Raw genomic sequence first — 26,490 nt, forward strand, 5'->3', positions numbered from 1 at the left:
TTATTTTTTCCTGATTGCCAGCAGTGAAGCCAGCGTTGGCACCACGCCTTTCAGCGCTGGGTGCGATTTTCTAAATGGAGCGGTGTTGACGGCGTCATCACCCAGCTTGCGGTACAGCGCGTGCGCCCGATCAGCTACCAGCGGCAAATCCAGCAGCGTTTTGCCACCATGGTAACTGACCAGCGTATCGCGCCCGATATCCTTTGCCTGCCAGGGAATAGCGGTCCGATCAACCAGATGCAGGGCCTGCACAGTTGGCAGGCTGGCCGCCAGTTCCGCCACCAGACGATGTGTTTTTTCACGGTAGGCTATCACTGCCCGCCCGGCATCGGTCGGCACCGCGCCAGTTGTTTCAGCCGGTGCGCCCATTAGCCAGCAAACCACTGTATCCGGCTCAAATGCCTCAATCATGGCACGCTGTTCATCGGTGAGTGCTTCAATTTCCGCCTGCATCAGCGTCACATCGCCCCGTTCAATCCGCTGGCGCGTGATCGCCAGGCACTCGGCCAGCGCATCGATGGAAAGCACCTTCAGGTCGCGTCGGGCGAGCGCCTGAGTAGAAAAGCCAACGCCGCTACCAATTTCCAGAACACGTCGCCCCGGTACCAGCGAGGCCATCCATTCATAGTCTCCATGACGGACGTATGCCTGGCCCTCACCTTCCCAGTAACCAATGAACTCGGCGACCGTTGCACCGCTCATTCATCGTCCTTCATGGCATAAACGGCGGGCAGATTGCGCCAGACGCCACCGGCATCCATGCCGAAACCAAAGACAAATCGGTCTGGTACGGTCAACCCGAGAAAATCGGCAGAAATCGGTTTTTCCTTGCCGTTCAATTTGTCGGCAAAGACCGCCGTCAACACTTCTTCCGCGCCCATGCGACGCAAGCTTTCCCTGACTGCAGCCAACGTTACGCCTTCGTCAAGAATGTCGTCGACCACCAGCACCGAACGCCCCTTGACTGACGTCCACGGTGCCGAGCGCCAGGACAGCTTGCCGCCCTGCGTTTCCGGCCCGTAGCGCGTGGCATGCAGATAATCAAAGTCGAGCGGAAAATTGAGTCTGGTCAGCAAATGGCCACAAAAAACAGCACCGCCCGTCATCACACAAAGCACCAGCGGATACTTATCCGCCAAGCGTTCGCGAATTTCTGCCGCCACTTTGCCAACGGCTGCCTGAACAACGTCTTCGCTGTGAATCAACTCGGCATTTGCCAGCATCGCCCGGGCCTTTTTTACATCCATCATGCCACCAGCGTCTTGAGGTATTCGTTGAAGGCTGAGCCGACTTCGTGATGACGCTGACCGAAAACGACTGTCGCCTGCAAATAGCCAAGCTTCGAACCACAATCGTAGCGGACACCGTCGTAGCGGTGGGCCAGCACCTGTTCCTCACTGAGCAACGAGGCAATGCCGTCAGTCAGTTGAATTTCGCCCCCAGCACCCGGCTTGACGTTTTCCAGGTGATGGAAAATTCGCGGCGTCAGGATGTAGCGCCCGACAACCGCCAGCGTCGACGGTGCATCTTCCGGCTTTGGCTTTTCGACGATGGCGTTGATCTGTTCGAGGCGATCGGCAACCCGACGCGCATCGACGATACCGTAGCTCTTGGTGTCAGCCCGCGGCACGTCCTGAACGCCCAGCACGGAACAGCGGTAATAGTCGAAAACGTCCGTCATCTGCTTCATAACCGGTGGCTTACCGTCGAGCAAGTCGTCGGCGAGGATCACGGCAAAGGGCTCGTCCCCGATCACCGGCTTGGCGCACAGCACGGCATGGCCAAGGCCAAGGGCTTCGGCCTGACGGATGTAGATGCAGTTGATGTTCTTTGGAATCATGTTTCGCACGAATTCAAGCAACTCGGACTTGCCACGTGCTTCGAGTTCGCTTTCCAGCTCGTATGCCTTGTCGAAATGATCCTCAATGGCGCGCTTGGAGCGGCCGGTGACAAAAACCATGTCGGTAATGCCGGCGGCCACCGCCTCTTCCACTGCGTACTGAATCAGCGGCTTATCAACAATAGGCAACATTTCCTTCGGACTGGCCTTGGTGGCTGGCAAAAACCGCGTACCCATGCCGGCAACCGGAAATACAGCTTTGCGGACTTTTTTCATTATTCGACTCCCTTTTCAAGCAATTTCAACAACCCTGCTTCATCGATCACCGACACACCCAGTTCCAAGGCCTTTTCCAGCTTGGAACCGGCTTCCTCACCGGCAACCACGTAATCCGTTTTCTTCGATACCGAGCCGGCCACCTTGCCGCCGGCTGCCTCGATCATCGCTTTTGCGTCGTCGCGCTTCAGCGTAGGCAATGTGCCGGTCAGTACCAGCGTCTGGCCGGCCAGTTGTTTTGGCCCTACATCTGCCGGCTCGCCTTCAACCCAATGCAGCCCGGCACCGAGCAATCGCTCAATGATTTCACGGTTATGTGACTCGTTGAAGAACGCAAGCAGGCTGGCCGCAACGATGGGGCCCACATCGGGCACCTGTTGCAGCGCCGCAGCATCCGCATGAAGTATGCGATCGAGATTGCCAAAATGGCGAGCAAGATCCCGCGCTGTGGCTTCGCCGACATTGCGGATGCCAAGCGCGAATATGAAACGCGCTAGCGTGGTTTGCCGGCTTTGATCAATGGCGGCAACCAGATTGCTCGCCGACTTATCGCCCATGCGTTCCAGCCCGGCCAGCGTTTGCACCGTCAGGCTGTAAAGATCGGCCGGCGAATGGACCAGTTCGGCATCAACCAGTTGATCGATCAACTTGTCACCCAGGCCTTCGATATCCATCGCCCGCCGGGCCGCAAAATGCCACAGCGCCTGCTTGCGCTGCGCCGGACAATAGAGCCCGCCGGTACAACGCGCAATCGCTTCGTCTTCGCCCCTTGCAACGGTCGACCCGCATTCCGGGCAAAACTTGGGCAGTTCGAATGACGGGTACAGCGGCTCACCACCAAACAGGTCGCGCGTCGGCCGCTTTTCGGGAACGATGGCGACCACTTCCGGAATCACGTCGCCTGCCCGGCGAACAATGACCGTATCGCCCACCCGTACATCCTTGCGGCGCACTTCGTCTTCGTTATGCAACGTGGCATTGGTAACCGTCACACCACCGACGAAAACAGGCTTAAGACGCGCCACCGGCGTAATCGCACCGGTACGACCAACCTGGACATCGATGCCGAGTACTTCGGTCAATGCCTCTTCGGCCGGAAATTTGTGGGCGATGGCGAAACGTGGCGCGCGCGAGACAAAACCTAGTTGCGCCTGCCAATCCAGTCGATTGACCTTGTAAACGACGCCATCGATGTCATACGGCAGGCCCGGGCGCAATATTCCGATTTTGGCAAAAAATTCCAGTAGACCGCGGGAACCGCTCACTACACCCCGTTCGGAGGCCACGGGAAAGCCCCAGGCTGCCAAGCGATCCATCAGATCACCATGTGTCCTGACGGCCAGCCCATCCGCACCAGCGCCGACCCCGTAGGCAAAAAATGACAAAGGTCTGCCTGCCGTGATCTTCGAATCAAGCTGACGCAAGCTGCCGGCAGCGGCATTGCGTGGATTGGCGAATTCCTTGTCGCCACGTTCGCGCTGGCGGGCATTGAGTTCGGCAAAGTCTGCCTTGAACATCAGCACTTCGCCGCGAATCTCGATCAGCGCCGGCCAGCCCTCACCTTGCAGCCGCAATGGAATGTCGCGCAACGTGCGTAAATTCGGGGTCACCTCTTCGCCGGTCACACCATCACCGCGGGTGGCACCGCAGGTGAATAGACCGTTTTGGTAGGTCAGGCTGATGGCCAGACCGTCGAATTTCGGCTCGACGGCGTAATCAATCGCTGAAATCGTTTCCAGACCGTCGCGCACGCGCTTGTCGAAAGCCTCAACCTCTTCAGGCGCGAACGCATTGTTCAGCGACAACATCGGTACGCCGTGCCGGCGCGGCGGAAATTCCTTGAGCGGGGCGGCACCAACCCGCTGGGTCGGCGAATCCGCGCTCAGCAGCTCCGGGTACTCTGCCTCCAAACCCTGCAATTCGCGAAACAGCTTGTCGTATTCGGCATCCGGAATGCTCGGCGCATCGAGGACGTAGTAGGCGTGGTTATGTCGATCCAGCTCGGCGCGCAGCCAGGCCGCGCGCTCCACTATCACGACGGGTGCCAGCATCAGGAGAAGAGCCGCAGCGCCTGTGGCGAACCGGCTGGCAGACTGAAACTGGCCATCGTGGCTTGTGGCTTGCCGATGAATTCCCGGCGAATATGATCGAGTTGCGACTCGCTCAACGGCTGGCGATTATCATCCACCAGCGCCCCCTGCAAGGTATCGCCAAAGCGCTTGGCGATCTCGGTCATTTGGGTAAAAACACGCTCGCCGTGGTCAACCCGCGGCACATCAAGCAGGAAAGTCAGGCCATGCGTCGTCACCGTGCGCAGCGAGTCGGCCGAAAATGGCGTGTTTTCGTAATTCTGCAGACTGAACAAAACCCGACCGCTATCGTCGTAACGGGTAAAGGCGCCGCTGACACCGAGCACCATGCCCGCCGCTTCAGCCAAGGCACGAATCTTGGTGCCCGAGAAGGCACCGGCGCGGCTGACCAGGTTAAGACCGATTTCAAGGTCCACCGCTGCACAGAATCGGTCGATTTCAGCCGCCTGGTCGCCCAGGCGCGACGACGGCATGTCAGCCACAGCCATCAGTTCATCGGCCAGCGCATGCATGGCGTTGGTGAAAATAGTGATGTCGCTTTCGGAGACCGGCCCCATGCGATTGACCAGTTGCAGGCCAACGCGCAAGCGACGCACCGGTGCTTCGCTATCCGGCGACAGGCGCTCCCACTCGCGGGTGCGCTCGTTGTAACCAACCCAATGCACCGGCTTGTTAACGCGATGCAGCGACGAACGCTGGGAATGAATAATCTGGATGGCCGATACTGGCTCGACCAGTTCCATCGCCACAATGAATTCAAGACGCGGGTCGAGCAATTCGGCCGGCATGTCAATTTCCGGTAAATCAGGCTCGTCGAGAACGACTTCTTTAACCACTGCAGCCGGCTCCGGCACTATCTGCGTCGGCGTTTCAAGCACTGGGCTGGCCTGGATTTCCGGCTCGCCGCTGACCGGCTCTACAGGCGAAACAGGTGTGGGTGGCAACTCATCGACAAACGTCGGCTCAAGGCGCACCGCCATCCGCGGCGCCGCATCAGCGCGGATTTCCGGCTCGCTGCGCGCCGCCACCGCAGGCTGCGCCGATGCCTTCGGCCCGTCACCGAGCAGCACGTCATCGTGATGCGGCTTCATGACCGCTTCGGCCAGCTTGCGCTGACGGTATTCCTGCCACTTGTTATAGCCAAACACGCCGACGACCGCCGTTGCGCCCAATCCTATCAATCCCATCTGGAGTTCTGTCATCTCAATCTCTTCCCGGGCGCGCCTTAGGCAGCGTCCCTCATTTTCAAGGCTTCCTGAATATCCACTTCGACCACGCGCGACACACCGGATTCCTGCATGGTGACGCCGACGAGCTGCTCGGCCATTTCCATCGCGATTTTATTATGGGAAATGAACAGGAACTGCGTTGCACCTGACATTTTCTTGACCATGGCACAAAAACGTTCGGTATTGCTGTCATCCAATGGCGCATCGACCTCGTCAAGCAGGCAGAAAGGTGCCGGGTTGAGCTGGAACATCGAAAAAACCAGCGCAATCGCGGTCAGCGCTTTTTCGCCGCCGGACAACAGGTGAATCGTTGAATTCTTTTTTCCCGGCGGCTGGGCAATCACCTGAACGCCGGCATCGAGGATTTCCTCGCCAGTCATCACCAGTTCAGCCCGGCCGCCCCCGAACAATTCCGGGAAAAGCTGCCCGAAATGGCCGTTGACCGTATCAAATGTGTTTTTCAGCAGGTCACGCGTCTCACGATCGATACGGCGGATGGCGTTCTCCAGCGTCTCCATCGCTTCGTTGAGGTCAGCGGCCTGCATGTCGAGATAGCCCTTGCGCTCGGTCGCAGTTTCCAGTTCCTGCAGCGCGGCCATATTAACGGCGCCAAGCTCGGCGATGGCACTGGTCAGCCGGGTAATTTCACCCTGCAGGCTGGCTGGCTTGGCATTGCCGATTTCTGATACCAACGCTTCTTCGTTGGCCCCGGCTTCGAGTAATTGCAGCGCGAACTGCTCGGTATTGAGCGCCGCCGCCTGCTCCTTCAACTTTAGATCACCAATCTTCACGCGCAGCGGCTCCAGCCCCTGCTCGATGCGCATGCGTTGCTCTTCGAAACCACGCAATGCATTGGTCGCCGACTCCAGCGCATCGCGCTTTTCGGCCAGAATTTTTTCGGCCGCCTGACGCGCTTCAAGCGCTGACTGCAACTGACCCTCCATAACATCCGGCGGTGCCGCTTCGACCTGCTCGGCGCACTGGGCGCGGTCCTTCTCGATACGGTTCAACTCGCGCTGCGCCACGGCCTGCTGGGTAAAAACGTCCTGCAGCTTGCCGTCACTTTCACGTAGCGAGAACTGCGCCTCACGCAAGGCGCGGTCGAGGTCGGAATTGCGTTCACGTTCGGCGCGCACAGCACGTTCGCACTCGTCAAGCCGCGTTTGGGCACCGTGCACCAGCACGCGAATGCGCGACAGGCCGTCACGAATTTCTTCGATGCGTTCGTCGGCCGACATTTCGCGCTCGCGCTCGCTCTCTTCTTCCTCGGCCAGCTCAGCCAGTTGTTCCTGCAGGCGCTCCTTTTGTTCCTTGTAGCGCTCGATGGTCTGCGCCAGCTTGACCACCTCGAGCTGCACGGCATGCACGCGCTGCTGGCGGTCGGCGACATATTGCCGGATTTCGCCAATTTCGGATTGCTTGTCCTCAATCTGCTCCTCAAGCATGGCCAGATGCTCGCGGATGGACTCGGCCTTTTCTTCAGCCATGGCGACGCCCTCGCCTAGCGCTTCGATTTCGCGCTGACGTTCGAGCAAACCATGTTCGCCCTGATCCGGCGCAAAGAAAGTCACGCTGGCCGGGCTGACCAAATCACCACCGCGGGTGACGACAACCGCCCCCGCCGGCAAATTCGCCCGCATGGCCAGCGCATCGGCCAGCGTTTCTGCCGTCTGCACCTGGCCCAGCCAGTCGTGCAGCACGGCCTGAATGGCCGGCGACTCGCTGCGCACCTTGGCGGACAGCGCTGCCACGGTCGACTGGAAATTTTGGCCAAAATCGAAATCACCGGGCAGCATTACACTCAACCGTGCTTCCGGCCGGTCGTGCAGCCATTCGTCAAGCTTGGCCGGATCGTCACAGGCGATGGCGCTCAGGCGTTCGCGCAATACCGCTTCGACGGCCTCTTCCCAGCCCGATTCGACATGAATCTTTTGCCATAAAGGGGGTGCCGATTCGAGATCATGGCGACGCAGCCATTCCGGCAATTTACCCGTCTGCTGCGTGCGCGCCTGCATTTGTTCCAGCGCCGAGCGTCTAGCCTGACCGGCGGCCAGTTCACGCTCGATGCGCTGCAACTCAGACTGCGCCTCCTTGCGACGTGCCTCGACCTGCGGCAGTTCCTGCTGCAACTGCTGCAACTGATCCTGATCACCGGCCAGTTCCTCGCGCAACAGGCTGAGCTCTTCTTCCTTCTCGGCAAGATCCGTTTCATCCGGCGCATCGCCACCGCCGGTTTCTTCGCGCAAACGCTCACGACGCAGCGTGATGGATTGCAAGGCGCGCTGGGCGTGCGACTTGTTGGTCAGCTCGACTTCCAGCTTCTGCTCACTGTTGGTCGTTCGCGTCTTCAGGCGCTGCAGCTCTTCCTGTGCCTGTACGTGGTCTTCCTCGACCTGCGGCGCGATGTTCATCTGCTGATGTAGTCGCTCCTCGGCTTCCTCGGCGCGGAGCTTGGTGATTTCCTGCGCTTCTTCCCATTTTTGCCGGTCGACCGTGAGCTTTTCGGCCGTCGCACTCCACTGCTTCAATTCGTCTTCGAGCTGGGTCAGGCGCGCTTCGAGCTGGCTGCGCGATTCGCGGCGATGGCGAATTTCCGCTTCCAGCCGGGCAACTTCGGCATTGGCCGAATACATGTCGCTCTGCGCGTTGTGCAGGGCATCGCCGGCAGCGAAATGGGCTTCGCGGGTTTCCTCGGCACGCGTCTCGGTTTCACGCAATGCGGCATTTTGCGCTTCGAGATCGGTCACCGCGCGCTCGACTTCGAGCGACAGGCGTTGCCGCTCAGCCTCGGCTTCGCGCTTTTTCAAGAGCCAGAGTACTTGCTGGCGCAGCACCAGTTGCTCGTTCAGGCCCTGATAACGACGTGCCACTTCGGCCTGGATTTCCAGCCGCTCCATCTGGTTACCGAGTTCAAGGCGGATGTCTTCAACGCGCAGCAAGTTTTCGCGGGTGTCCTCCAGACGGCCGTTCGTTTCCTTGCGCCGCTCCTTGTAGCGGGTAACCCCGGCCGCTTCTTCGAGGAAGACACGCAGATCATCCGGCCGTGCCTCGATGATGCGCGAAATCATGCCCTGACCGATGATGGCGTAGGCGCGTGGTCCGAGGCCAGTGCCCAGAAACAGGTCGGTGATGTCCTTGCGGCGGACCTTCAAATTGTTGATGAAGTAATCCGACTGCCCCTGCCGCGTCAGCGTGCGCTTGACCGACAGCTCGGTGTATTGCGACCACTGGCCGAGCGCCCGGCCGAGCAGATTCTCGAAAATCAGTTCCACTGAAGCGCGCGACACCGGCTTGCGGTTGGACGAGCCGTTGAAGATGACGTCCATCATCGATTCGCCGCGCAATTCCGAGGCTTTCGACTCGCCCAGCACCCAGCGCACGGCATCCATGATGTTGGATTTGCCGCAGCCATTGGGGCCAACGACGCCCACCAGTTGACCTGGAACGGCCACAGCGGTGGGATCGACGAAGGATTTGAAGCCGGCGAGTTTGAGCTTGGTGAGACGCATGCCTGATTTCGGCGGGGTATAAATGCCCCCGCCATGAAGGGGGTCGTATAATAACATCGACCTTCGCGCCCCAATCGCGGCCCTCGGCAGAGATCGCCCGATGATGCCGACCGGCCTGTTTTCGCGTGAGCCATAGAACTGACGTCCCTTGAACCCGGGATCGCCCGTCCTGCTTGCAATCCTGCCTGAATTCCTTGCTCATTCAAGGAGCCAAACCGATGCATCCAGCCACCGTCCCCTTGCGCGCCGAAACCTTGCAGGTCCTGCGCCTGATCGGCGAATTCGAGCCCATATTGATGCTGAGCGGCGACAAGGATGGCTTCGGTACGCGCTGGACGCTGTCCGGCCAAGAGGTACAACCGGCGATTGCCCGATTTCTAATGGAGTCCGGCTTCCTTGAGCAGACCGGCAAGACCGAGCTCGGCGCGATCAAACTCACACTGACCGACAAGGGGCGCGATTTCCGCGAAAAAGGTCAACAATGGTGGGCTGACCAGAACTTTCTGCAGAAGTTGAAGATCACCCTGCTCGGCTAGGTCAGCCGGACCGCAAAAGCTGCTTGTTACGGTCAACCGGAAAAAGCAGCCGATTTTGAAATTTTTCTTGTTCGCCCGAGCCCGCATGTAATTCGGGCAATGCCGCTAAAATGGCGTTGCATTCACCTCAACGCGCCCGATGACCCGTCCCTCGCTCAACACCCAGATATTGATCGGCTGCCTGCTCGGCATTGGCGGCGGACTATGGCTCGCCACGCAGTCAGCGTCGGCGCCTGTTGTCGACCAAACACTGTACGGCGTAAAAATCGTTGGCAACCTGTTTCTCGATCTGCTGCGCATGGTGCTGGTGCCACTGGTTTTTTCATCCATCGTCTGCGGCGTCGCCAACCTGCGGGCGCATCAGCAGATGCATCGGGTATGGACCACGACCATCGCCTTCTTTGCGCTGTCGATGGCCATCGCCATGGTCCTCGGTCTCGGCGCCGCCAGTATCTTTCGCCCCGGCGAAGGTCAGCATCTCGCCATGTTTGCCGACGCTACCCGCGATTTCCAGGCGCGGCAGATGCCGCTGCCGGACTACATCGCGCAATTTATGCGAGGCCTGTTCCAGAACCCGTTCAAGGCACTCGCCCAGGGCGACATCCTCGCCGTCGTCGTGATCGCCCTGTTTCTCGGCATTGCCCTCGTCGTCGGCGGGGAACGCTACAAGAATGTGCGTGTACTGATTCAAGAATTGCAGGAACTCTGCCTGCTCATCGTCGGCTGGATCATGCGCCTGGCCCCGTTTGGCCTGGCTGCACTGCTGCTGCAACTGGTCGCCACGCAAAATGCGACCCTGCTCGGCAGCCTCGCCCACTTCATCGCGGTCGTTGTCGGCACCACCCTGTTTCATGGCATCGTCGTCCTGCCGCTGCTGCTCTGGCTGGTCACCCGCATGACGCCGCTACACTTCTGGAAAGGCGCGCGCGATGCGCTGATTACCGCCTTCGCCACCAGCTCCAGCGCGGCCACGCTGCCCATCACCTTGCGCTGTACAGAGCAGCACCTGCACGTCAAAAAGGACATCGCCAACTTTGTCGTCCCGCTTGGCGCCACCATGAACATGGACGGCACCGCGCTCTATGAAGCCGCCGCCGCGCTCTTCGTCGCCCGCCTCGCCGGCATCGAACTCGATCTCGCCCACCAGCTGATCATCTTCTTCGTGGCCATGCTTGGCGCCATCGGCGCCCCGGGGATTCCCAGTGTCGGCATGTTGAGCATGGTGCTCGTGCTCGAATCGGTTGGCCTGCCCACCGCTGCCATCGCCATCCTGCTCCCCATCGACCGCATCCTCGACACGGTGCGCACGGCGGTCAATGTCGAAGGCGACATGGTGGGCAGCCTGATCGTTCAGAAGCTGACGGAATCGGCCAGCGACCGGGACAACTGAGTCCCCAGCTGCTTAAACTGCGGCCCGCCGATCAACGCCGGGCAACGAACTCCACTGGCGTGTGGACACTGTGGCCACCGCCACTTTCCAGCACGACATGCAATTCATCCCCCTGCAGCACGGCGCGATAACGATGCGTCACGTCGCGCCCCGGTCCATCGCCGAGCACCTCCTGGCTGTGCGTCACGAAATTCAGTTGCTCGCCCGCCAGCGTTCCCTGCTCTACCGTTCGCGGCACCCCCAGATAGCTCGCCGTGCCATGCACCTCGTCGTTTTCCAGGCGCAGATCGAAGCGCTCGGCGTGCTCGGCGCCCCAATCGTATTTCACCGTAGCCCGCCACTGCCCGGAAAGCGCCTGGACCATTTCCGCAGAAACCGGCGCTACGGCACCCGTGGAATGACCAGTCCAGTTCATCTTCAATCCGGTGAACAGCGCCGCGACCAGCGCCAGACCCGCCAAGCTCCAGCCCAACCATGATCGTGAGCGTGGCGGCTGAACCATGGGGAAAGACGGCTTGATCGTTTCAATCAGGCGCGCCACATCCGACGCCCAACCGGTATCCGACAGGATGAATGACTGGCGCCGTGCCAGCGCCCGGATCGCCAAAGGCAATTCCTTTTCCGCCGGCATGGACGCGCCGCCGACCAACACCGGCAACAACATCTTGCCGGACTTCAAGCCGGCCTCGATCTCCATCCTGACAAAATCCTCCGGCTCGTCCAGACGGCGAACGCCATGCCGACTGACCGTCAGCCAGGCCGGCCCGATGATGACCAGAAAGACATCGACCGATGTCAGTTGCTGATTGATGGCATCGACAAAATCCTCGCCCGGATGGATATCCTCAATATCGCGAAATACATTGTCCGCGTCGAAAGCCAGACCAAGCGCATCCGCCAGACGGCCGGCGAAACCGGCCTGGTCATCGCGACGGTAACTGATGAATATTCCGGGCATGGGACTGGCCTCCTAGATGAAACACCCTGATGCTCAAAGTTTGGCAACGCTTTACTGAACTGCACACATCAAACTGCCGACCGTAAAGATTGCGCGACTTGCCACGGTCAACCCGAAAAAACCGGCGAATTTGAAACTTTTTATTGCGAGAGGAAGGATACAAGAACTACGACCTGAACGCCTTTGCCCGGGCCAGGCGCCACCTTCAACGCCCCCGGATTTTGGTCTATGATTCAAGCAGATATTCCCGCCGGAGGCTAGCATGGTGGTCATCGTATTCCGCACCCGACTCAAGAATGGCACCGACGAACAAGCCCTGACGGCGCTGGGCGAGCGGATGTACGAAATTGCCTCAGCCATGCCAGGCTTTATTTCCTACAAGGACTTTGTCGCCGCCGACGGTGAAAACGTGTCCATCGTCGAATTCGACAGCATGGAATCGCTCGCCGCCTGGCGTGATCACCCAGACCATCAAGCGGCGCAGGAAGATGGACGGCAAAAATTCTTCGCCGCCTATCAGGTCCAGATCTGCACCCCCGTGCGCAGCTACCGGTTCGATGGCAAGCACCGGCAAGCACTGGACTAGACTACCATGCCCACCAACGCGCCTCTCCATCTGCGAATATTCATCTCCTCGCCTGGCGATGTCGGAGACGAACGAAACGCGGCTCGCGAAATCATCGAATCCCTGCCCCGCGACCCAGCTTATCGCGGCAAGATCACCAGCGAAGCGATTGCCTACGATGATCCCGATGCGCCGTCGCCCATGCCCGCCGGCGTCACGCCCCAACTCGGCGTCAATTTCTACAAGGGGCCGGCCAGCGCCTGTGACCTGACCATCGTCATCCTGTGGAGCCGGCTCGGTACGCCCGTTTCAGCCGATTGCGTACGCAGCGATGGCAGCCGCTACGAATCCGGCACCGTCTCCGAATATGAAGACGCCCTCGCGGCCGGCAAGGAAGTCTGGGTTTTCCGGCGCACCGAAAAACCCCGGGTCGAGCTCGATGATCCGGATCTCGACGAAAAACTGAAGCAATACCGTGCCGTCGGCCATTTCCTAGAGCGCCTGGCCAATGCTGATGGTTCGGCGGCCGGCGGGCGCCATGACTACGCCAACCCGACGGAATTCGCCAGCCTGTTCCGCAAACTGCTCAGCGCCTGTTTCACCGCATATCTGGATCGCCGACCCAAGGATGAAAAGGCGGTACCAGAGCAGCCACCTGCTACCGAATTCGAGCCGCCTTTCCTGGCCCCCGAATTTGATCGCGACCACGCCATCGTCGGTCGCGACGAACTGGTTCGTCAGGTTTGGGAACGGGCCATCCAGGGCAAGAGCCAAAGCCTGTTGTTCCTGCCCGGCGTTGGCAAGACAACCGTTGCCCAAGCCCTGCTGGCGGATCGCGAGCAACTGCTCGCGCATTTCGACGGGGTTCTCTGGGCTGACCTGGGTCGCCAACCGCTGCTTGGCGAGCAACTGCGCCGCTGGGCAACGGCCCTGCAGGTTCCCGACGAGCGCAAGGCCAGCCTGGCCAGCATCGACGACTGGAAATCGACGATCAAGAAAGTCATTGGCAATCGCCGAATCCTGGTCGTACTCGACGACGTATGGGAGAACAAGGCGGCAAAAGAGTTCATGCACCTTGTTCCGAAAGGGGTGTTCATCATCACCACGCGCTGCAAGGACGTCGCCGCCATGCTCGGCGACCCCGAGCTGGTGCCTGAACTCGATGCCACCACCGGCCTCGCGTTGTTGACCGAGATTGCCCCGAAGGCAGTCGCCTTCGATCCCGACGGCGCCCACAATCTGGTCGGCGCTGTTTATGGTCTGCCTCTGGCACTGGTCCTGATCGGCAAATACCTGCGCCGTGAATCCGCAGATGGCGACCCCGACCGCACCGCCGCCGCCTTTCAGACCATGGCCGAGGCCGGACACCGCCTGGCCATCAACCCGGGCGACGATGACACCTCCCACTCGCTGGCCGAAATCATTGAAGTCAGCTTCGCGGCACTGCGCACGGACCAGGCCAGGCGGGCCATCCTCAATCTGGCCATCTTCCGACCCAAGCCCAACACGTTTTCCAAAGACATCGCCCGCCAGGTAGCCGGTACCGAACCCGCCGTGCTCTACGACCTGAGCGACATCGGCCTGATCGAGCACTATGGCGACGGCGAATACACCATGCATCGGGTGATCGCCGAATATGCGCGCACCAAGTTGCCGCTGACCGAATCGCAGGCGCTGCATCACAAGGCCGTCAATTATTACGCCCGGCAATTGCAGCAGGACATCGACGACAATCCGGTCGCCTATCTCGGCTGGTACCGCTACGAGCAAACCGACTGGCAGGCTACCAAGGATGCCTGGCTCTATCACCTCGCCCATGCCGGCAATGCCGTCAGCGGCGTGCAGGCCTTCCTGCGCGTCTATTTCGATGCGTTCTGGTGGTGGGGCTATTACCAGCGCTTCCCGTTCTGCGAGCGCCTTTTGCTCGAATGGCAGCAACGCCGCAGCGTCGATCCCAAGGTACGCCTGGGCCTTGAACAACTCGCCACCTTTCAGGCGGCCTATCCGGAAGGCTATGAAAAATCCACCCGCGGCGACTGGGCAAAGGTCGAACACTCACTCACCCGACTTCGGCAAAGTCTCGGGCTGGAGGGTGAGATTTCAGCGATCCACGACGAAGACGCGCGCCGGGTGCGGGGCTTCACCGATTTTCTGCTCGCCGAGGCCTATGCCTACGGCCGCCATGATCACGAAGGCGCCCTCAAGCGCTACGCCGCCGCCCACGACATTTTCCATCTCGACGGTGACCTCTGGGTTGCTGCCTGGCTCTGCTTCTATGTCGCCCAATACCTGCTTGAACAAGATTCCCTCGCCACGTCGGCAGCGTATGCCCGGCGTTCGCTGTCCGAAGCAGGCTGTGCCGCCGGCGGCGAGGATGCCCCGCTGGCTGAACGCGACGCTGAACTGCTCGCCAACAACTACCGACTGCTGGGCGATCTGGCCATTGCCGATCGGCAGTTTTCGGAAGCCACCCGACACTACATCCGTGCCACTTTCTATGCCTACGCCTTCCAGGCAATCCCCGAACCTGCCGATACCTACACCATGGCTTTCTACCAGGAAATCACCGGCCGCATTGCCGAGCAGGCTGCCCACCTCGCCGGGCGTGATCGGGCCGCCGCCAAGACCTTATGCGAGCCAATCGGCAGCTATTGGCAGATCTATTGGCAACGGCATCCGGCGCAGATCGGCTCGAACGATCTGGATACCGCGCTGGACAATGCCAATCCCGCGGCCATCGCAGCAGTACTTTTCCCGCCGCCGATCACTGGCGACATCCTGAGCGGTGCCGCCGATTACGCCAGAGAAGTTGAGGCAATCATCACCCCGCTCACCGCGGCTCTCGACAAACCGGCAAGCAACCAGCCGTAATCGGCAAAGCACTATCCTGGCCGACGTAGAACCACGTTCGCCCACCATATGGTTATCTCCATGCTCGGTGCAATCCAGCTCAACATCGACCCTACCTCGGCACAGTGCGCATGGTGGTCAAGATCGCAGGTGACATTTTTAGCCGCCTGATCGTCCAAAAGCGGACGGCATCGGGCAACGGCAGCCACGCCTGAGCCTCCCAGCACAGGCGGTCAGCCAATAGGTCCTCGAAACCGGCTTGCTGCGGTCAACCGGAAAAATCCGCCGAATTTGAAACACAGTCGCGCCACCGGCGTTAGCGGAAGATCCGGTTAACAAAGCAGCCCGATCAATCACCTCAGTAAAACCTGTGTGCGCCAGCGAACCGATACCGCTGCGCTGGGCGCCTATAAACACTGTGCAGCACCAATTCGATGGGTACAGTTTTACTGGAGAAATGATGATGACTAGAAATTCCGAGCTATGGCTCAAGCTAACTTGCGCTATTGCCGTGGCCACGATGGTTGGTTGCAGCAGCATGAAGACGCCGGCAACAGCCGACGTAGCGGTCTCGAAGGCAGCTGTCGACAGCGCGGCCAGTGCAGATGGCGCCCAATACGCGCCGCTCGACATGCGTTCGGCTCGCGAAAAACTGGCCAAGGCCAACAAGGCGATGGCTGACAAGGACTACGAGCTCGCGTCCGAGATGGCGAATCAGGCCCAGGCTGATGCCAATCTGGCCCAGGCCAAGGCGGATTCAGCCAAGGCAAAGATGGCAGCAGATGCCCTGCAGGATGACATTCGCGTTCTGCGCGAAGAACTCAAGCGCTCACGCAAGTAATAGCAGCCCGGTCGCCATGCCGCTTGCCGGCAACGCCACCCCAACCCCAAGGATTTGATGATGAAAACAACTAAATTTACACCCGTATTGCTGGTAATCGCCGGCCTCCTCGGCGCCTGCGGCTCGGTGCCGACCACCAATCTGCTTGAACAGACACGCAGCGATTACCAGGCTGCGCGAAATAGTCCGCAAGTCGCGAAATACGCGCCGCTGGAATTGAAGCAGGCCGACAGCGCCATGGCTCAGGCCAATGCTGCTGCCGCCGACAAGCAAAGCAATGAGGACATCGATAAACTGGCCTATCTGGCCAAACAAAAGATTGCCTTGACGCAGGAAAAGGCAAAACAGAAATCCGCTGAAAGTGACGTTGCGACGTCCAGCAAGGAACGCGACCAGTTACGCCTTGAACAGCGTACCAACGAAGCGGACCGGGCCAAGGAAGCCACCGCGGTCGCCAAGGGGAATACCGCTTACGCCCAAAACCAGACACTTGAAGCCCAGCGCCGCACGGCCCAACTTGAAGCCCAGTTGGCAGACCTGTCGGCCAAGAAAACCGAGCGTGGCATGGTCATCACCCTCGGCGACGTGCTGTTTCAAACCGACAAGACTCGCCTGAACCAGAATGGCCTGGACACCAGCCGGAAACTGGCCAAGGTCCTTGAAGAAAACCCCGAACGCACCGTGCTGATCGAGGGCTTCACCGACAGCACCGGCTCAGCCGCCCATAACCAGCGCCTGTCTGAGCGCCGTGCCACATCGGTGCGCCAGACGCTCCAGGAAATGGGCGTCAGTCGCAACCGCATCGCCATTCGCGGTTTTGGCGAATCCTATCCGGTCGCCAGCAATGACACGAGCGAAGACCGTCAGATGAATCGGCGCGTCGAGATCATTCTGTCCAACGACAAAGGCGCCATTCGCCAGCGTTAAGTAATGGCTATGTAATCTTTGCATGTTGGTCTATAACAAAGTTATCTGAATCAATCGGATAGGTGTTGCGATGAAGCCCAATGATTTCCGGAAACTGTCGAGTGCGTTGAAGGAATTGACGCCGCACCAGCGGCAAGTCTTGATGGATCGGCTGCAACCGGCGGCGCAGGAGTCGGCGTCCTACCAAGTGGTTGAGACCCGGATGACCGAGAAGCCGCACTGTCCGCATTGCGCACACGAGCAGGTTTCCCGCTGGGGTTCGCCAATGGCTTGCAACGTTATCGCTGCAACGCCTGTCGAGCGACTTTCAACGCCCTGACTGACACACCGCTAGCAGGACTTCGGCACAAAGCGAAATGGATGGACTATGCGAAACAGCTGGCTGAGGGGACGAGCATCCGCAAAAGTGCCGCTGCGGTGGGGATTCATCCCAACACGGCATTCCGCTGGCGCCACCGCTTCCTGAACTTGCCCAATGGTCAGCAGGCGATCAGCCTGGCGGGCATTGCTGAAGCCGATGAGACGTATTTCCTTGAGTCACAGAAGGGCAGAAGACAAGGTTTGAGTCGTGCTCCCCGCAAGCGGGGCGGCAAAGCCAGTAAGCGCGGCCTGTCGGAAGAACAGACCGCTGTCCTGATTTGCCGGGATCGTACCGGCAACACCGCAGACTTCATCCTGGAGAAGGCCGATAAGGCACACCTCGGGGCGGTGCTCAAGCCGCTTTTGGCGACCGATGTCATTCTGTGCACCGACGGAGAAAAGGCGCTGGCGGCTGTTGCCAAAGAAATGGGCATCACCCACCGGCCGGTCAATCTGGCTGCTGGTCAGCGTGTTGTGGCGGGGGTCTATCATGTGCAGAACGTCAATGCCTACGATAGCCGACTCAAGGAATGGATACGCCGCTTCCACGGCGTCGCCACCCGCTACTTGGGTAACTATCTGGGCTGGCGACGATTGATTGAGCGACACGACCGCGATATTTCCTCTGACGATTTCCTCCGTGCCGCTTTGGGGATCGATGGGGTTCAACATACTATGGGTACATAGCCTAAGTAATTTCCCGGCGGAATATCGGTATTTCCGCCGAATCAGCCCGGCAGATGGCTGAAAAGCTATCGGCTGCGGTCAACCCGAAAAATCAGCCGATTTCCAAATTTATCTTCGCCGTGTCCTTCAAAAGAGCGGCACGTTATGGCCGACCACCGCACCGGAATTTCCCGGCCATCGCTGCAGCGAACGACGCCCTTTCCGGTCTCGCCTTCACAACTGCCGGGAACCGGCGAAACATCAGGCGGCGCCAGTCGTCCATCGCATTGCAGACGTCCGTCGCGATCAGCCAACGCAAATCTGCCGCCGCCCGTTGAACTGCCGGGAAAAGCCTTGCCCGCCATGTCGCCGGACACGTCGCTCAGGCTACCTCGCGCTTGATAGCCGATGGAACAGCCGGCAAGTGTGGCCGACAGGAAGATCAACAGGAAAATTGGGCGTTTGTTCACAAGGCAGCGAAACGGTTTTCAGGGATAATCTGCATTTTTACACCCATTCGACGCCCCACGTGAATCCGCATCTCGCCCAACTCCAGCCTTATCCCTTCGAAAAGCTGCGCGCCCTGTTCGCCGGCGTCACCCCGAACCCGCAATACAAAGAGATCAAGCTCTCCATCGGCGAGCCGCAACACGCGACCCCAGCTTTCATCATGGAAGCCCTGGCCAACGGTTTGAAGGGGCTGGCCAACTACCCGACGACGCAAGGCGTCCCGGCACTGCGGCAGGCCATCGCCCACTGGTGCCAGCGCCGCTACGATCTGGCACTGAATCCGGAAACCGAGATCCTGCCGGTCAACGGGTCACGCGAGGCGCTTTTCTCCTTTGCACAAACGGTCATCGACCCGAGCCGTGCTCACGTGCCGCTAGTTGTCAGCCCTAATCCTTTTTACCAAATTTACGAAGGTGCAGCCTATCTGGCCGGCGCCGAACCGCGTTTCCTCAACAACCTACCGGACAACGATTTCGCCTTCGACTACAGCAGCCTGTCGGAAGAGGAATGGTCACGCGTCCAACTCTTCTACGTCTGCTCGCCGGGCAACCCGACCGGCAAGGTACTGTCGTTGGCCGACTGGAAAACGCTTTTCGACCTTTCCGACAAATACGGCTTCATCGTTGCCTCCGACGAGTGCTACTCGGAAATCTATTTTGACGAAACCAACCCGCCGATCGGTGGCCTGCAGGCGGCAAAGCTGCTTGGCCGCTCGAATGAGCGCGTCGTCATGTTCTCCAGCCTGTCGAAGCGATCCAACGTGCCGGGCATGCGTTCCGGCTTTGTGGCCGGCGATGAAAAAATCCTGAAGAAATTCCTGCTCTATCGCACCTACCACGGCTGCGCCATGGCACCTCCGGTACAGACGGCCTCCGTCGCCGCCTGGAACGATGAGGCGCATGTACTGGACAACCGCAACCAGTACCGCGAAAAGTTCGCCGCCTGCACGCCGCTGATCGCCGAAGTGCTCGGCACTGGCATGCCGGACGCCAGCTTCTACCTGTGGGCAAAGACACCCATCGCCGACACCGAATTCGCCCGCGGTCTGCTCGAACACTATAATGTCGTCGCCCTACCGGGCAGCTTCCTGGCCCGCGAAGTACGTGGCGTCAATCCGGGTGCGAACTTTATCCGAATCGCACTGGTTGCCTCACTCGCCGAGTGCCTCGACGCGACCCAACGAATTCGTCAATTTGCCCAACAACTTTAAACAGAGAGAGCCCTCATGACGCATCCCCTGCAAGCCACCATCGAAGAACTCTGGGAACGCCGTACCGAGCTGTCCCCGCAATCCCCGGCCGAAACCATCGCCCTCATCGAATCGGTGATCGGCGACCTTGATTCTGGCAAACTGCGCGTGGCAGAAAAGATCGACGGCGACTGGTTCACCCATCAGTGGATCAAGAAAGCCGTGCTGCTCTCCTTCCGCATCCGCGACAACCGCGTTCAGGATGGCGGCGATGTCCGCTTCTACGACAAGGTCGACACCAAGTTCCAGGGCTGGACTGAAGAACAGTTCCGCCAGGGCGGTTTCCGCGTCGTACCGGGCACCATCGTTCGCAAGGGTTCCTACGTTGCCAAGAACGCCGTGCTGATGCCGTCCTTCGTGAACATCGGCGCCTACGTCGATGAAGCCACCATGGTCGACACCTGGGTCACCGTCGGTTCCTGCGCCCAGATCGGCAAGAACGTGCACCTTTCCGGCGGTGTCGGCATTGGCGGCGTGCTTGAGCCGCTGCAGGCCAACCCGACCATCATCGAAGACAACTGCTTCATCGGCGCCCGTTCGGAAGTCGTCGAAGGCGTCATCATCGGCGAGAACTCCGTCCTCTCCATGGGCGTGTACATCGGCCAAAGCACCCCGATCTACGACCGCGAAACCGGCGAAGTCACCTACGGCCGAGTTCCGCCGGGCTCCGTCGTGATCAGCGGCACCTTGCCGAAGGCCAATGGCGCCTATAGCCTGTATGCTGCGATCATCGTCAAGAAGGTCGACGCGCAGACCCGCTCGAAGACCAGCATCAACGAGTTGCTGCGTCCGTAAGTCAATTCACCCCACGAAGGTCTTGTCATGATTCTCGACAAACTGTTCCAGTTGATGGCCGAAAAGCAGGCCTCGGATATTTTCATTTCCGCAGGTGCGCCTATCCACATCAAAATCCAGGGCAACACCATCCCGGTCAACCAGCAGGTCATGCTGCCGGACATGATCGAGAAAATCGCCTACGAACTGATGTCACCAGATCAGATCAAGACCTTCGAAGCCAGTTGGGAAATGAATCTCTCCTTCGGCGTGCCGAATGTCGGCAACTTCCGCGTCAATATTTTCCGCCAACGTGGCTCGACCAGCATCGTCATCCGCTTCATTCTGGGCAACATCCCTGCACTCGGTGATCTCGGCCTGCCGAACATCCTTGGCGAACTGATCATGGAAAAGCGCGGCCTGATCCTGATCGTTGGGGCAACCGGTTCGGGAAAATCAACGACCATCGCCTCAATGCTCGATCACCGCAACGCCAACCGTTCCGGTCACATCCTGACCGTTGAAGACCCGATCGAATTTCTGTTCAAGCACAAGAAATCCATCGTCAATCAGCGCGAAATCGGCATGGATACCCAGGACTGGCAATCGGCGCTGAAGAACGCCATGCGCCAGGCGCCGGACTGCATCCTGATCGGCGAAATCCGCGACAAGGAAACCATGCAGGCAGCCATCGCCTACGCACAAACCGGCCACCTCTGCCTGGCCACGCTGCATGCCAACAACTCGTACCATGCACTGAACCGCATCATCAGCTTCTTCCCGCTGGAAAACCGACCAGCGCTCTTCCTTGACCTTTCGGTTGCCTTGCGTGCCGTCGTCTCGCAACGTCTGGTCAAGAAGCCGGATGGCAAGCGCATCCCGACCAGCGAAATCATGCTCAACACCCGCCACATCAGCGAACTGATCGAACGCGGCGAAGTGCAGGGCATCAAGGACGCCATGGAACAAACCCTGGCGCCGGGATCGCAAACCTTCGAGCAAGATCTGTTCAATCTGTACAGCGCCGGCACCATCACCATCGACGAAGCGCTGGCCAATGCCGACTCGCCGACCAATCTATCCTGGCTGATCAACAATTCCGAATTTGGCAGCACGACCGGGAAGGAAGACCGAAAGGCCGACGTGACACTCGATTTCGACAGCACCAGCGAAGGCGGCACCTCGTTCAAGGAATTCACCCTCAGCCTGGCTGACAACGACGAAGAAACGCACTGATGTCCGACCCTACGTTTGAACTTGCCCGGCAGATCATGTCTTGCCACTCCGTCACGCCGGAAGACGGCGGCTGCATGGAAATCCTCATCGAACGCCTGAAGCCGCTGGGTTTCACAGTCGAATTCATCATCCGCAACGGCGTCACCAATCTCTGGGCCCGTCGCGGTACCACAGCTCCGCTATTCGTCTTCGCCGGCCACACCGATGTGGTGCCAACCGGCCCGCTTGAGCAGTGGACCTCGCCACCCTTCGCCCCGGAAATCCGCGACGGCATGCTTTACGGGCGCGGCGCCGCCGACATGAAATCCTCGATTGCTGCGGCAGTCACTGCGGTCGAAACCTTCATCGCTGCCAACCCGGATCATCCCGGATCGCTGGCCTTCCTGCTCACCTCCGACGAAGAAGGCGATGCCACCGACGGCACCGTCATCGTCGTCGAAGCGCTCAAGGCACGTGGCGAGATGCTCGATTTCTGCATCATCGGCGAGCCTACCTCGGTCGATACGCTGGGCGACATGATCAAGAACGGTCGCCGCGGCTCGCTATCCGGCAACTTGACGGTCAAGGGCATCCAGTGCCACATCGCCTACCCGGAAAAAGGCCGCAACCCGATCCACGAAGTTGCCCCGGCCCTGGCCGAACTGGCCGCCACCGCTTGGGACCAGGGCAACGAGTATTACCAGCCGACGACCTGGCAAATTTCGAATATCCACGGCGGCACCGGCGCGACCAACGTCATCCCCGGTCAACTGGAAATAAAGTTCAATTTTCGATTTTCCACGGCCAGCAGCCCGGAAAGCCTGCAGCAGCGACTGCTCGCCATTCTCGACAAGCACAGTCTGGACTACGACATCAAATGGACGCTGGGCGCCCGTCCCTTCCTGACCGGTCGCGGCCCGCTGGCCGATGCGGCGACAACAGCGATTCGCGATATCTGCGGCATCGAGACTGAGCTGTCGACCACCGGCGGCACCTCCGACGGTCGCTTCATCGCTGAAATCTGCAAACAGATGTTGGAGATCGGCCCGGTCAACGCGACCAGCCACAAGATCGACGAATGCATCGCCGTCGACGCACTGCCGAAGCTGTCCGCCATTTATCGCCGTATCCTCGAACAACTGATGACCGCATGAGCGATTCGCTAGCCAAAGCCGAACTGACCACCGTTCGCGACTACCTCCGTTACGCCGTCAGCCGCTTCAACGCCGCCCAGCTGTTTTTCGGTCACGGCAGCGACAACGCCTGGGACGAAGCCGTCTATCTGACACTGCATTCGTTGCACCTGCCATTAGACCGCCTCGAACCCTTCCTCGACGCCCGCTTGCTGCCGCATGAACGCGCCAACCTGCTCGATATCTATCGCCGGCGCTGCGAAGAGCGCCTGCCGGCAGCCTATCTGACCAACGAAGCCTGGCTCGGCGAGCATCGTTTCTACGTCGACGACCGCGTCATCGTGCCGCGCTCCTTCATTGCTGAACTGCTCGATGAACAACTGACGCCATGGATCGACGACCCATGGGCCATCGAGTCAGCGCTTGACCTATGCACCGGCTCCGGCTGCCTCGCCATCCTGACCGCCCTCGCTTTCCCGAATACCGAAGTCGCTGCGGTCGACCTGTCCGACGCCGCACTTGCCGTAGCCGAGCGCAATGTTGCCGACTACCACCTGACCGACCGCGTCGAGCTGATCCAGTCGGATGCCTTCACCAAACTCGAAGGTCGGAAATTCGACCTGATCATTTCCAATCCGCCTTACGTCAACGCCAAATCGGTCGCTGCGCTGCCGCCGGAATACCTGCACGAGCCTGAACTGGCGCTTGGCTCGGGTGACGACGGCCTCGATTTCACACGCATCATTCTGCGTGAAGCGAAGAAACACCTGAGTGACAACGGTATTCTGATCGTCGAAATCGGCCACAACCGCGACGACCTCGAGGCTGCCTATCCGACGCTACCCTTCACCTGGTTAGACACCGCTGCTGGCGACGAATTCGTCTTCCTGCTCCACGCCGCTGATTTACCCAGCTAAGTTCCCCAGCCAAGCTTCCAGATTGACCAAACTGTACGAATTGCCTAGCCCTTTCGAAGTCGAAACGGGCACCGTGCTCATGCACGAACCGTCATGGGCAAAAGAAGGCGAACTGCGCGCCCAGCTGCTCGACGAAAGCTACCCCAAACCTTTCGTTATCGACGATGGCAAGTCACGTTTTCTTTACTTCAACGTCCGCCTGATGCAGAGCGAAATGTCGCTCAAGGCGCCGAACGACCTGGCCATACGCTACACCCAGAAAATGATGGCCTTCCTGCTCTTCCAGCCACGCCCGAAACGCATCGTGCTAATCGGCCTCGGCGGTGGATCGTTGATCAAGTTTTGTTACCACAAGATGCCTGGCACGCAACTGACGGCCGTCGAACTCGACCCCAACGTCATCGCCTTCCGCGACACATTCATGTTGCCGCCTGACGATAGCCGCTTGCAAATATTGGAGGCCGATGGCGCAGCGTTCCTCGAAACAACTGAAAAAGGTATCGACGCCCTGCTCGTCGATGCTTTCGACAAGACCGGCTTCGCGCCCAGCCTGGCCAATCGGGAGTTTTTCGACAACGCTTTCGCCAAGCTCTCTGGCAACGGAGTACTGGTCATCAACCTGGCTGGCGAAAAGGAAACCTACGCCGGCTTGATCGGCGAGGCGATGCATGTTTTTGACGACCAGGTTATCGTCATTTCGGTACCGGACGACGGCAACCACGTGCTCTACGCCTTCAAGGAACGTCATTTCGAGCCACGCTGGCGCTGGCTGCACAACTACGCCAAGGAACTGCGCGCCAAATTCGGCCTCGATTTCCCGGCCTTCGTGCAAAAGATGGAACGCTCGACCAGGCTCGGCCTGGCCCGCCGCGAGGCAATACGGCGGCGATAATTCGCGGTTTTTGCCATGCAGGTCACCGGCAGCAGGCTCCCGCGGTCAACCGGAAAAAACAACCGAAATTGAAATTTTTCCAGCCACTCTTCACGGCCCTCAACTAACGAATTTCTTGCAAAATCGCCCGTAGCAGCCGCCAGCAACGTTCGACCGAAGCGACCTCAACCCGCTCGCCCGGCGCGTGTGCCCCGCGAATGGTCGGGCCGAACGACACAATATCCATCCCCGGATATTTGTCGCCGATGATGCCGCACTCAAGCCCGGCGTGAATGACCTGCACCTGCGAGTCCGCTGCGAATTCTCGTCTGTACACCGACTCGCACAACTTGAGCAAGGCGGACGCCGGATTCGGCGCCCAGCCAGGATAAAAGCCTTCCTTCTCTGCCTTGGTCCCGGAAAGCGCCCACAAACTGACGATTTCATCGGCTAGCGCCAGACTGCCGCTACTTATCAGCGATCGCACCATAAAATTGCATGAGCCACCATTCGGGTGCAGATCGAGCATGCCAAGATTATTGGATGTCTCGACCACGCCCGGAACATGTCTACTCATTCGACGCACGCCATGGGGTGCCGCATGCAGCGACGCCAGCCAGATATCCTGCTCGGCCGGCGTCATCACCAGCGCGGCGTCAGCCGTAGAAGCGACCAGCCGAAGACCGTCGTCGATCCCCTGCAACTCTGAACACAAGGTCGCTTCGGCCGCTGCCAGCAGCCCTGGCAAGCGACCAGCCGTTGCTGCAGGCACTGCAATGATCGCAACAGCTTCACGCGGCAAGGCATTGCGCGCCGAACCGCCCTGCAGCTCGGCTAGCCGTAACGGCATCTCCACGCTCAATTCCCGCAAGACACGAACCAGCAACTTGATTGCGTTGCCCCGTTCTTCGTGAATATCGACACCAGAATGCCCACCACGCAGGCCGCTCATTTCAATCCTGAAGACTTGATGATCCGCTGGCATTGTTGCCGGGACACCATCGCGCTGGACGTTAACATCCAGCCCACCGGCACAACCCAGGTAAAACTCGCCCCATTCCTCGGTATCCAGGTTCAGCATCAAGCTACCCTGCAGCAAGCCGGCCGCCAAGCCATGAGCCCCACCCATGCCGGCCTCTTCGTCGATAGTCAGCAAGGCTTCGAGCGGACCATGAACCAGATCCGTGTCCTCAAGCGCCGCCAAAATCAGCGCCACGCCAATGCCGTTATCCGCCCCCAGCGTTGTCTTTTCAGCCATCAGCCAGCCATCACGCCATACTGGAACAATCGGATCACTTAAAAAATCGTGGGCGCTGTCCGAGTTTTTCTGACAAACCATGTCGAGATGCGCCTGCAACACAACCCCCGGAACGCCCTCGCATCCTGGACACGCCGGCTTGCGGATAATCAGGTTCCCGACTGCATCAACCGTCGCATCCAGATTCCGCGCCGTAGCCCAGTGCAGAAGGACCGTACGCAGTGGCGCCTCATGCTTGGAAGCCCTGGGAATGCCGCAAAGGGTCGCGAAGTGCGTCCACACAATGGAAGGTTCAAGACCGGAAAACACAGAATTTGTCATCTAAAGCCAACTCCAAATGTGAAAACCCCCGCAGACCTTGCGGTGTGCGGGGGTTAAATTCTGGGGCACTGATGGGGCTCGAACCCACGACAACCGGAATCACAATACAGTTCCCAGATATTTACCACCGCTTACTGCGGGTTACTATTTAAATAAATATACTTGTTATTCCTACACTTAAGCATTACCATTAGTACAGATGTGA

The 26,490-nt window shown here is 59.5% G+C and carries 21 protein-coding genes and 1 pseudogene; 13 read left to right on the forward strand and 9 right to left on the reverse strand.

Annotation, left to right across the window (positions count from 1 at the left end):
* Genes IPJ12_01655 through smc form a run of 6 tightly spaced genes read right to left on the reverse strand, consistent with a single transcriptional unit; the run spans position 1 to position 8,944 of the window.
* Complete coding sequence (locus IPJ12_01655; GenBank protein ID MBK7645905.1) at positions 1-702, reverse strand: class I SAM-dependent methyltransferase; 702 nt, start codon at positions 700-702, stop codon at positions 1-3.
* Positions 699-1,250, reverse strand: coding sequence for a hypoxanthine-guanine phosphoribosyltransferase (locus IPJ12_01660; GenBank protein MBK7645906.1), 552 nt, complete (start codon positions 1,248-1,250; stop codon positions 699-701). Before IPJ12_01660 ends, IPJ12_01655 begins: the two co-directional genes overlap by 4 nt.
* The gene (gene galU / locus IPJ12_01665) at positions 1,247-2,116 is read right to left on the reverse strand and encodes a UTP--glucose-1-phosphate uridylyltransferase GalU (protein ID MBK7645907.1); all 870 of its coding nucleotides are present in this window, start codon (positions 2,114-2,116) and stop codon (positions 1,247-1,249) included. The genes IPJ12_01660 and galU overlap by 4 nt, the downstream gene beginning before the upstream one ends.
* Positions 2,116-4,167 carry an NAD-dependent DNA ligase LigA gene (gene ligA, locus IPJ12_01670; GenBank protein MBK7645908.1) on the reverse strand — a complete coding sequence of 684 codons (2,052 nt, stop codon included), beginning with the start codon at positions 4,165-4,167 and terminating at the stop codon, positions 2,116-2,118. Before ligA ends, galU begins: the two co-directional genes overlap by 1 nt.
* Entirely contained in the window at positions 4,167-5,408 is a 1,242-nt protein-coding gene (locus IPJ12_01675) for a cell division protein FtsZ (protein ID MBK7645909.1), read from the reverse strand. Before IPJ12_01675 ends, ligA begins: the two co-directional genes overlap by 1 nt.
* A gap of 23 nt (positions 5,409-5,431) precedes the next feature.
* Positions 5,432-8,944, reverse strand: a complete 3,513-nt coding sequence (gene smc, locus IPJ12_01680; GenBank protein MBK7645910.1) for a chromosome segregation protein SMC — start codon at positions 8,942-8,944, stop codon at positions 5,432-5,434.
* A gap of 218 nt (positions 8,945-9,162) precedes the next feature.
* Here smc and IPJ12_01685 point away from each other — a divergent pair, with 218 nt between their 5' ends.
* Both IPJ12_01685 and IPJ12_01690 read left to right on the forward strand, forming a co-directional pair.
* Positions 9,163-9,480 (forward strand): hypothetical protein, encoded by a 318-nt coding sequence (locus tag IPJ12_01685; protein MBK7645911.1) that lies wholly within the window; start codon positions 9,163-9,165, stop codon positions 9,478-9,480.
* Between the two features lie 139 nt (positions 9,481-9,619).
* Positions 9,620-10,870, forward strand: coding sequence for a dicarboxylate/amino acid:cation symporter (locus tag IPJ12_01690; GenBank protein MBK7645912.1), 1,251 nt, complete (start codon positions 9,620-9,622; stop codon positions 10,868-10,870).
* Positions 10,871-10,901: 31 nt separating this feature from the next.
* On the opposite strand, the gene IPJ12_01695 is transcribed toward IPJ12_01690, so the two are convergent.
* A complete protein-coding gene (locus tag IPJ12_01695; GenBank protein MBK7645913.1) occupies positions 10,902-11,828 on the reverse strand; it encodes a toll/interleukin-1 receptor domain-containing protein in 927 nt (308 codons plus the stop codon).
* A gap of 262 nt (positions 11,829-12,090) precedes the next feature.
* Between IPJ12_01695 and IPJ12_01700 the strand changes: the two genes are divergently transcribed.
* The 5 genes and pseudogenes from IPJ12_01700 (at position 12,091) to IPJ12_01720 (ending at position 18,058) form a co-directional block, all read left to right on the forward strand.
* A complete protein-coding gene (locus tag IPJ12_01700) occupies positions 12,091-12,414 on the forward strand; it encodes an antibiotic biosynthesis monooxygenase (protein MBK7645914.1) in 324 nt (107 codons plus the stop codon).
* 6 nt (positions 12,415-12,420) lie between these two features.
* Positions 12,421-15,264, forward strand: a complete 2,844-nt coding sequence (locus tag IPJ12_01705; protein MBK7645915.1) for an NB-ARC domain-containing protein — start codon at positions 12,421-12,423, stop codon at positions 15,262-15,264.
* Between the two features lie 442 nt (positions 15,265-15,706).
* The gene (locus IPJ12_01710; GenBank protein MBK7645916.1) at positions 15,707-16,084 is read left to right on the forward strand and encodes a DUF4398 domain-containing protein; all 378 of its coding nucleotides are present in this window, start codon (positions 15,707-15,709) and stop codon (positions 16,082-16,084) included.
* Positions 16,085-16,144: 60 nt separating this feature from the next.
* On the forward strand, positions 16,145-17,011 hold the full coding sequence (locus tag IPJ12_01715; protein MBK7645917.1) for an OmpA family protein: 867 nt from the start codon (positions 16,145-16,147) through the stop codon (positions 17,009-17,011).
* Between the two features lie 70 nt (positions 17,012-17,081).
* A pseudogene (locus tag IPJ12_01720) lies at positions 17,082-18,058 on the forward strand (IS1595 family transposase).
* A gap of 65 nt (positions 18,059-18,123) precedes the next feature.
* Here IPJ12_01720 and IPJ12_01725 read toward each other — a convergent pair.
* On the reverse strand, positions 18,124-18,507 hold the full coding sequence (locus IPJ12_01725) for a hypothetical protein (GenBank protein ID MBK7645918.1): 384 nt from the start codon (positions 18,505-18,507) through the stop codon (positions 18,124-18,126).
* A gap of 59 nt (positions 18,508-18,566) precedes the next feature.
* On the opposite strand from IPJ12_01725, the gene IPJ12_01730 reads away from it, so the two are divergent.
* From IPJ12_01730 to IPJ12_01755, 6 genes are read left to right on the forward strand one after another with little or no spacing between them, the layout of a single operon-like run.
* Positions 18,567-19,757: a succinyldiaminopimelate transaminase gene (locus IPJ12_01730; GenBank protein ID MBK7645919.1), complete on the forward strand. Its 1,191-nt coding sequence runs from the start codon at positions 18,567-18,569 to the stop codon at positions 19,755-19,757.
* A gap of 15 nt (positions 19,758-19,772) precedes the next feature.
* Positions 19,773-20,591: a 2,3,4,5-tetrahydropyridine-2,6-dicarboxylate N-succinyltransferase gene (dapD, locus tag IPJ12_01735; protein MBK7645920.1), complete on the forward strand. Its 819-nt coding sequence runs from the start codon at positions 19,773-19,775 to the stop codon at positions 20,589-20,591.
* Positions 20,592-20,618: 27 nt separating this feature from the next.
* On the forward strand, positions 20,619-21,806 hold the full coding sequence (locus IPJ12_01740) for a PilT/PilU family type 4a pilus ATPase (GenBank protein MBK7645921.1): 1,188 nt from the start codon (positions 20,619-20,621) through the stop codon (positions 21,804-21,806).
* Positions 21,806-22,939, forward strand: coding sequence for a succinyl-diaminopimelate desuccinylase (dapE, locus tag IPJ12_01745; protein MBK7645922.1), 1,134 nt, complete (start codon positions 21,806-21,808; stop codon positions 22,937-22,939). Before IPJ12_01740 ends, dapE begins: the two co-directional genes overlap by 1 nt.
* Positions 22,936-23,835, forward strand: a complete 900-nt coding sequence (gene prmB / locus IPJ12_01750; protein MBK7645923.1) for a 50S ribosomal protein L3 N(5)-glutamine methyltransferase — start codon at positions 22,936-22,938, stop codon at positions 23,833-23,835. Before dapE ends, prmB begins: the two co-directional genes overlap by 4 nt.
* A gap of 22 nt (positions 23,836-23,857) precedes the next feature.
* A complete protein-coding gene (locus IPJ12_01755; protein ID MBK7645924.1) occupies positions 23,858-24,727 on the forward strand; it encodes a spermidine synthase-like protein in 870 nt (289 codons plus the stop codon).
* Positions 24,728-24,830: 103 nt separating this feature from the next.
* Here the strand turns inward: IPJ12_01755 and IPJ12_01760 are convergent, their stop codons facing one another.
* Complete coding sequence (locus IPJ12_01760; protein ID MBK7645925.1) at positions 24,831-26,285, reverse strand: aminoacyl-histidine dipeptidase; 1,455 nt, start codon at positions 26,283-26,285, stop codon at positions 24,831-24,833.
* Between the last annotated feature and the right edge of the window lie 205 nt (positions 26,286-26,490).

The organism is Betaproteobacteria bacterium (genome assembly GCA_016709965.1).
GTDB lineage: Bacteria > Pseudomonadota > Gammaproteobacteria > Burkholderiales > Rhodocyclaceae > Azonexus > Azonexus amarohabitans.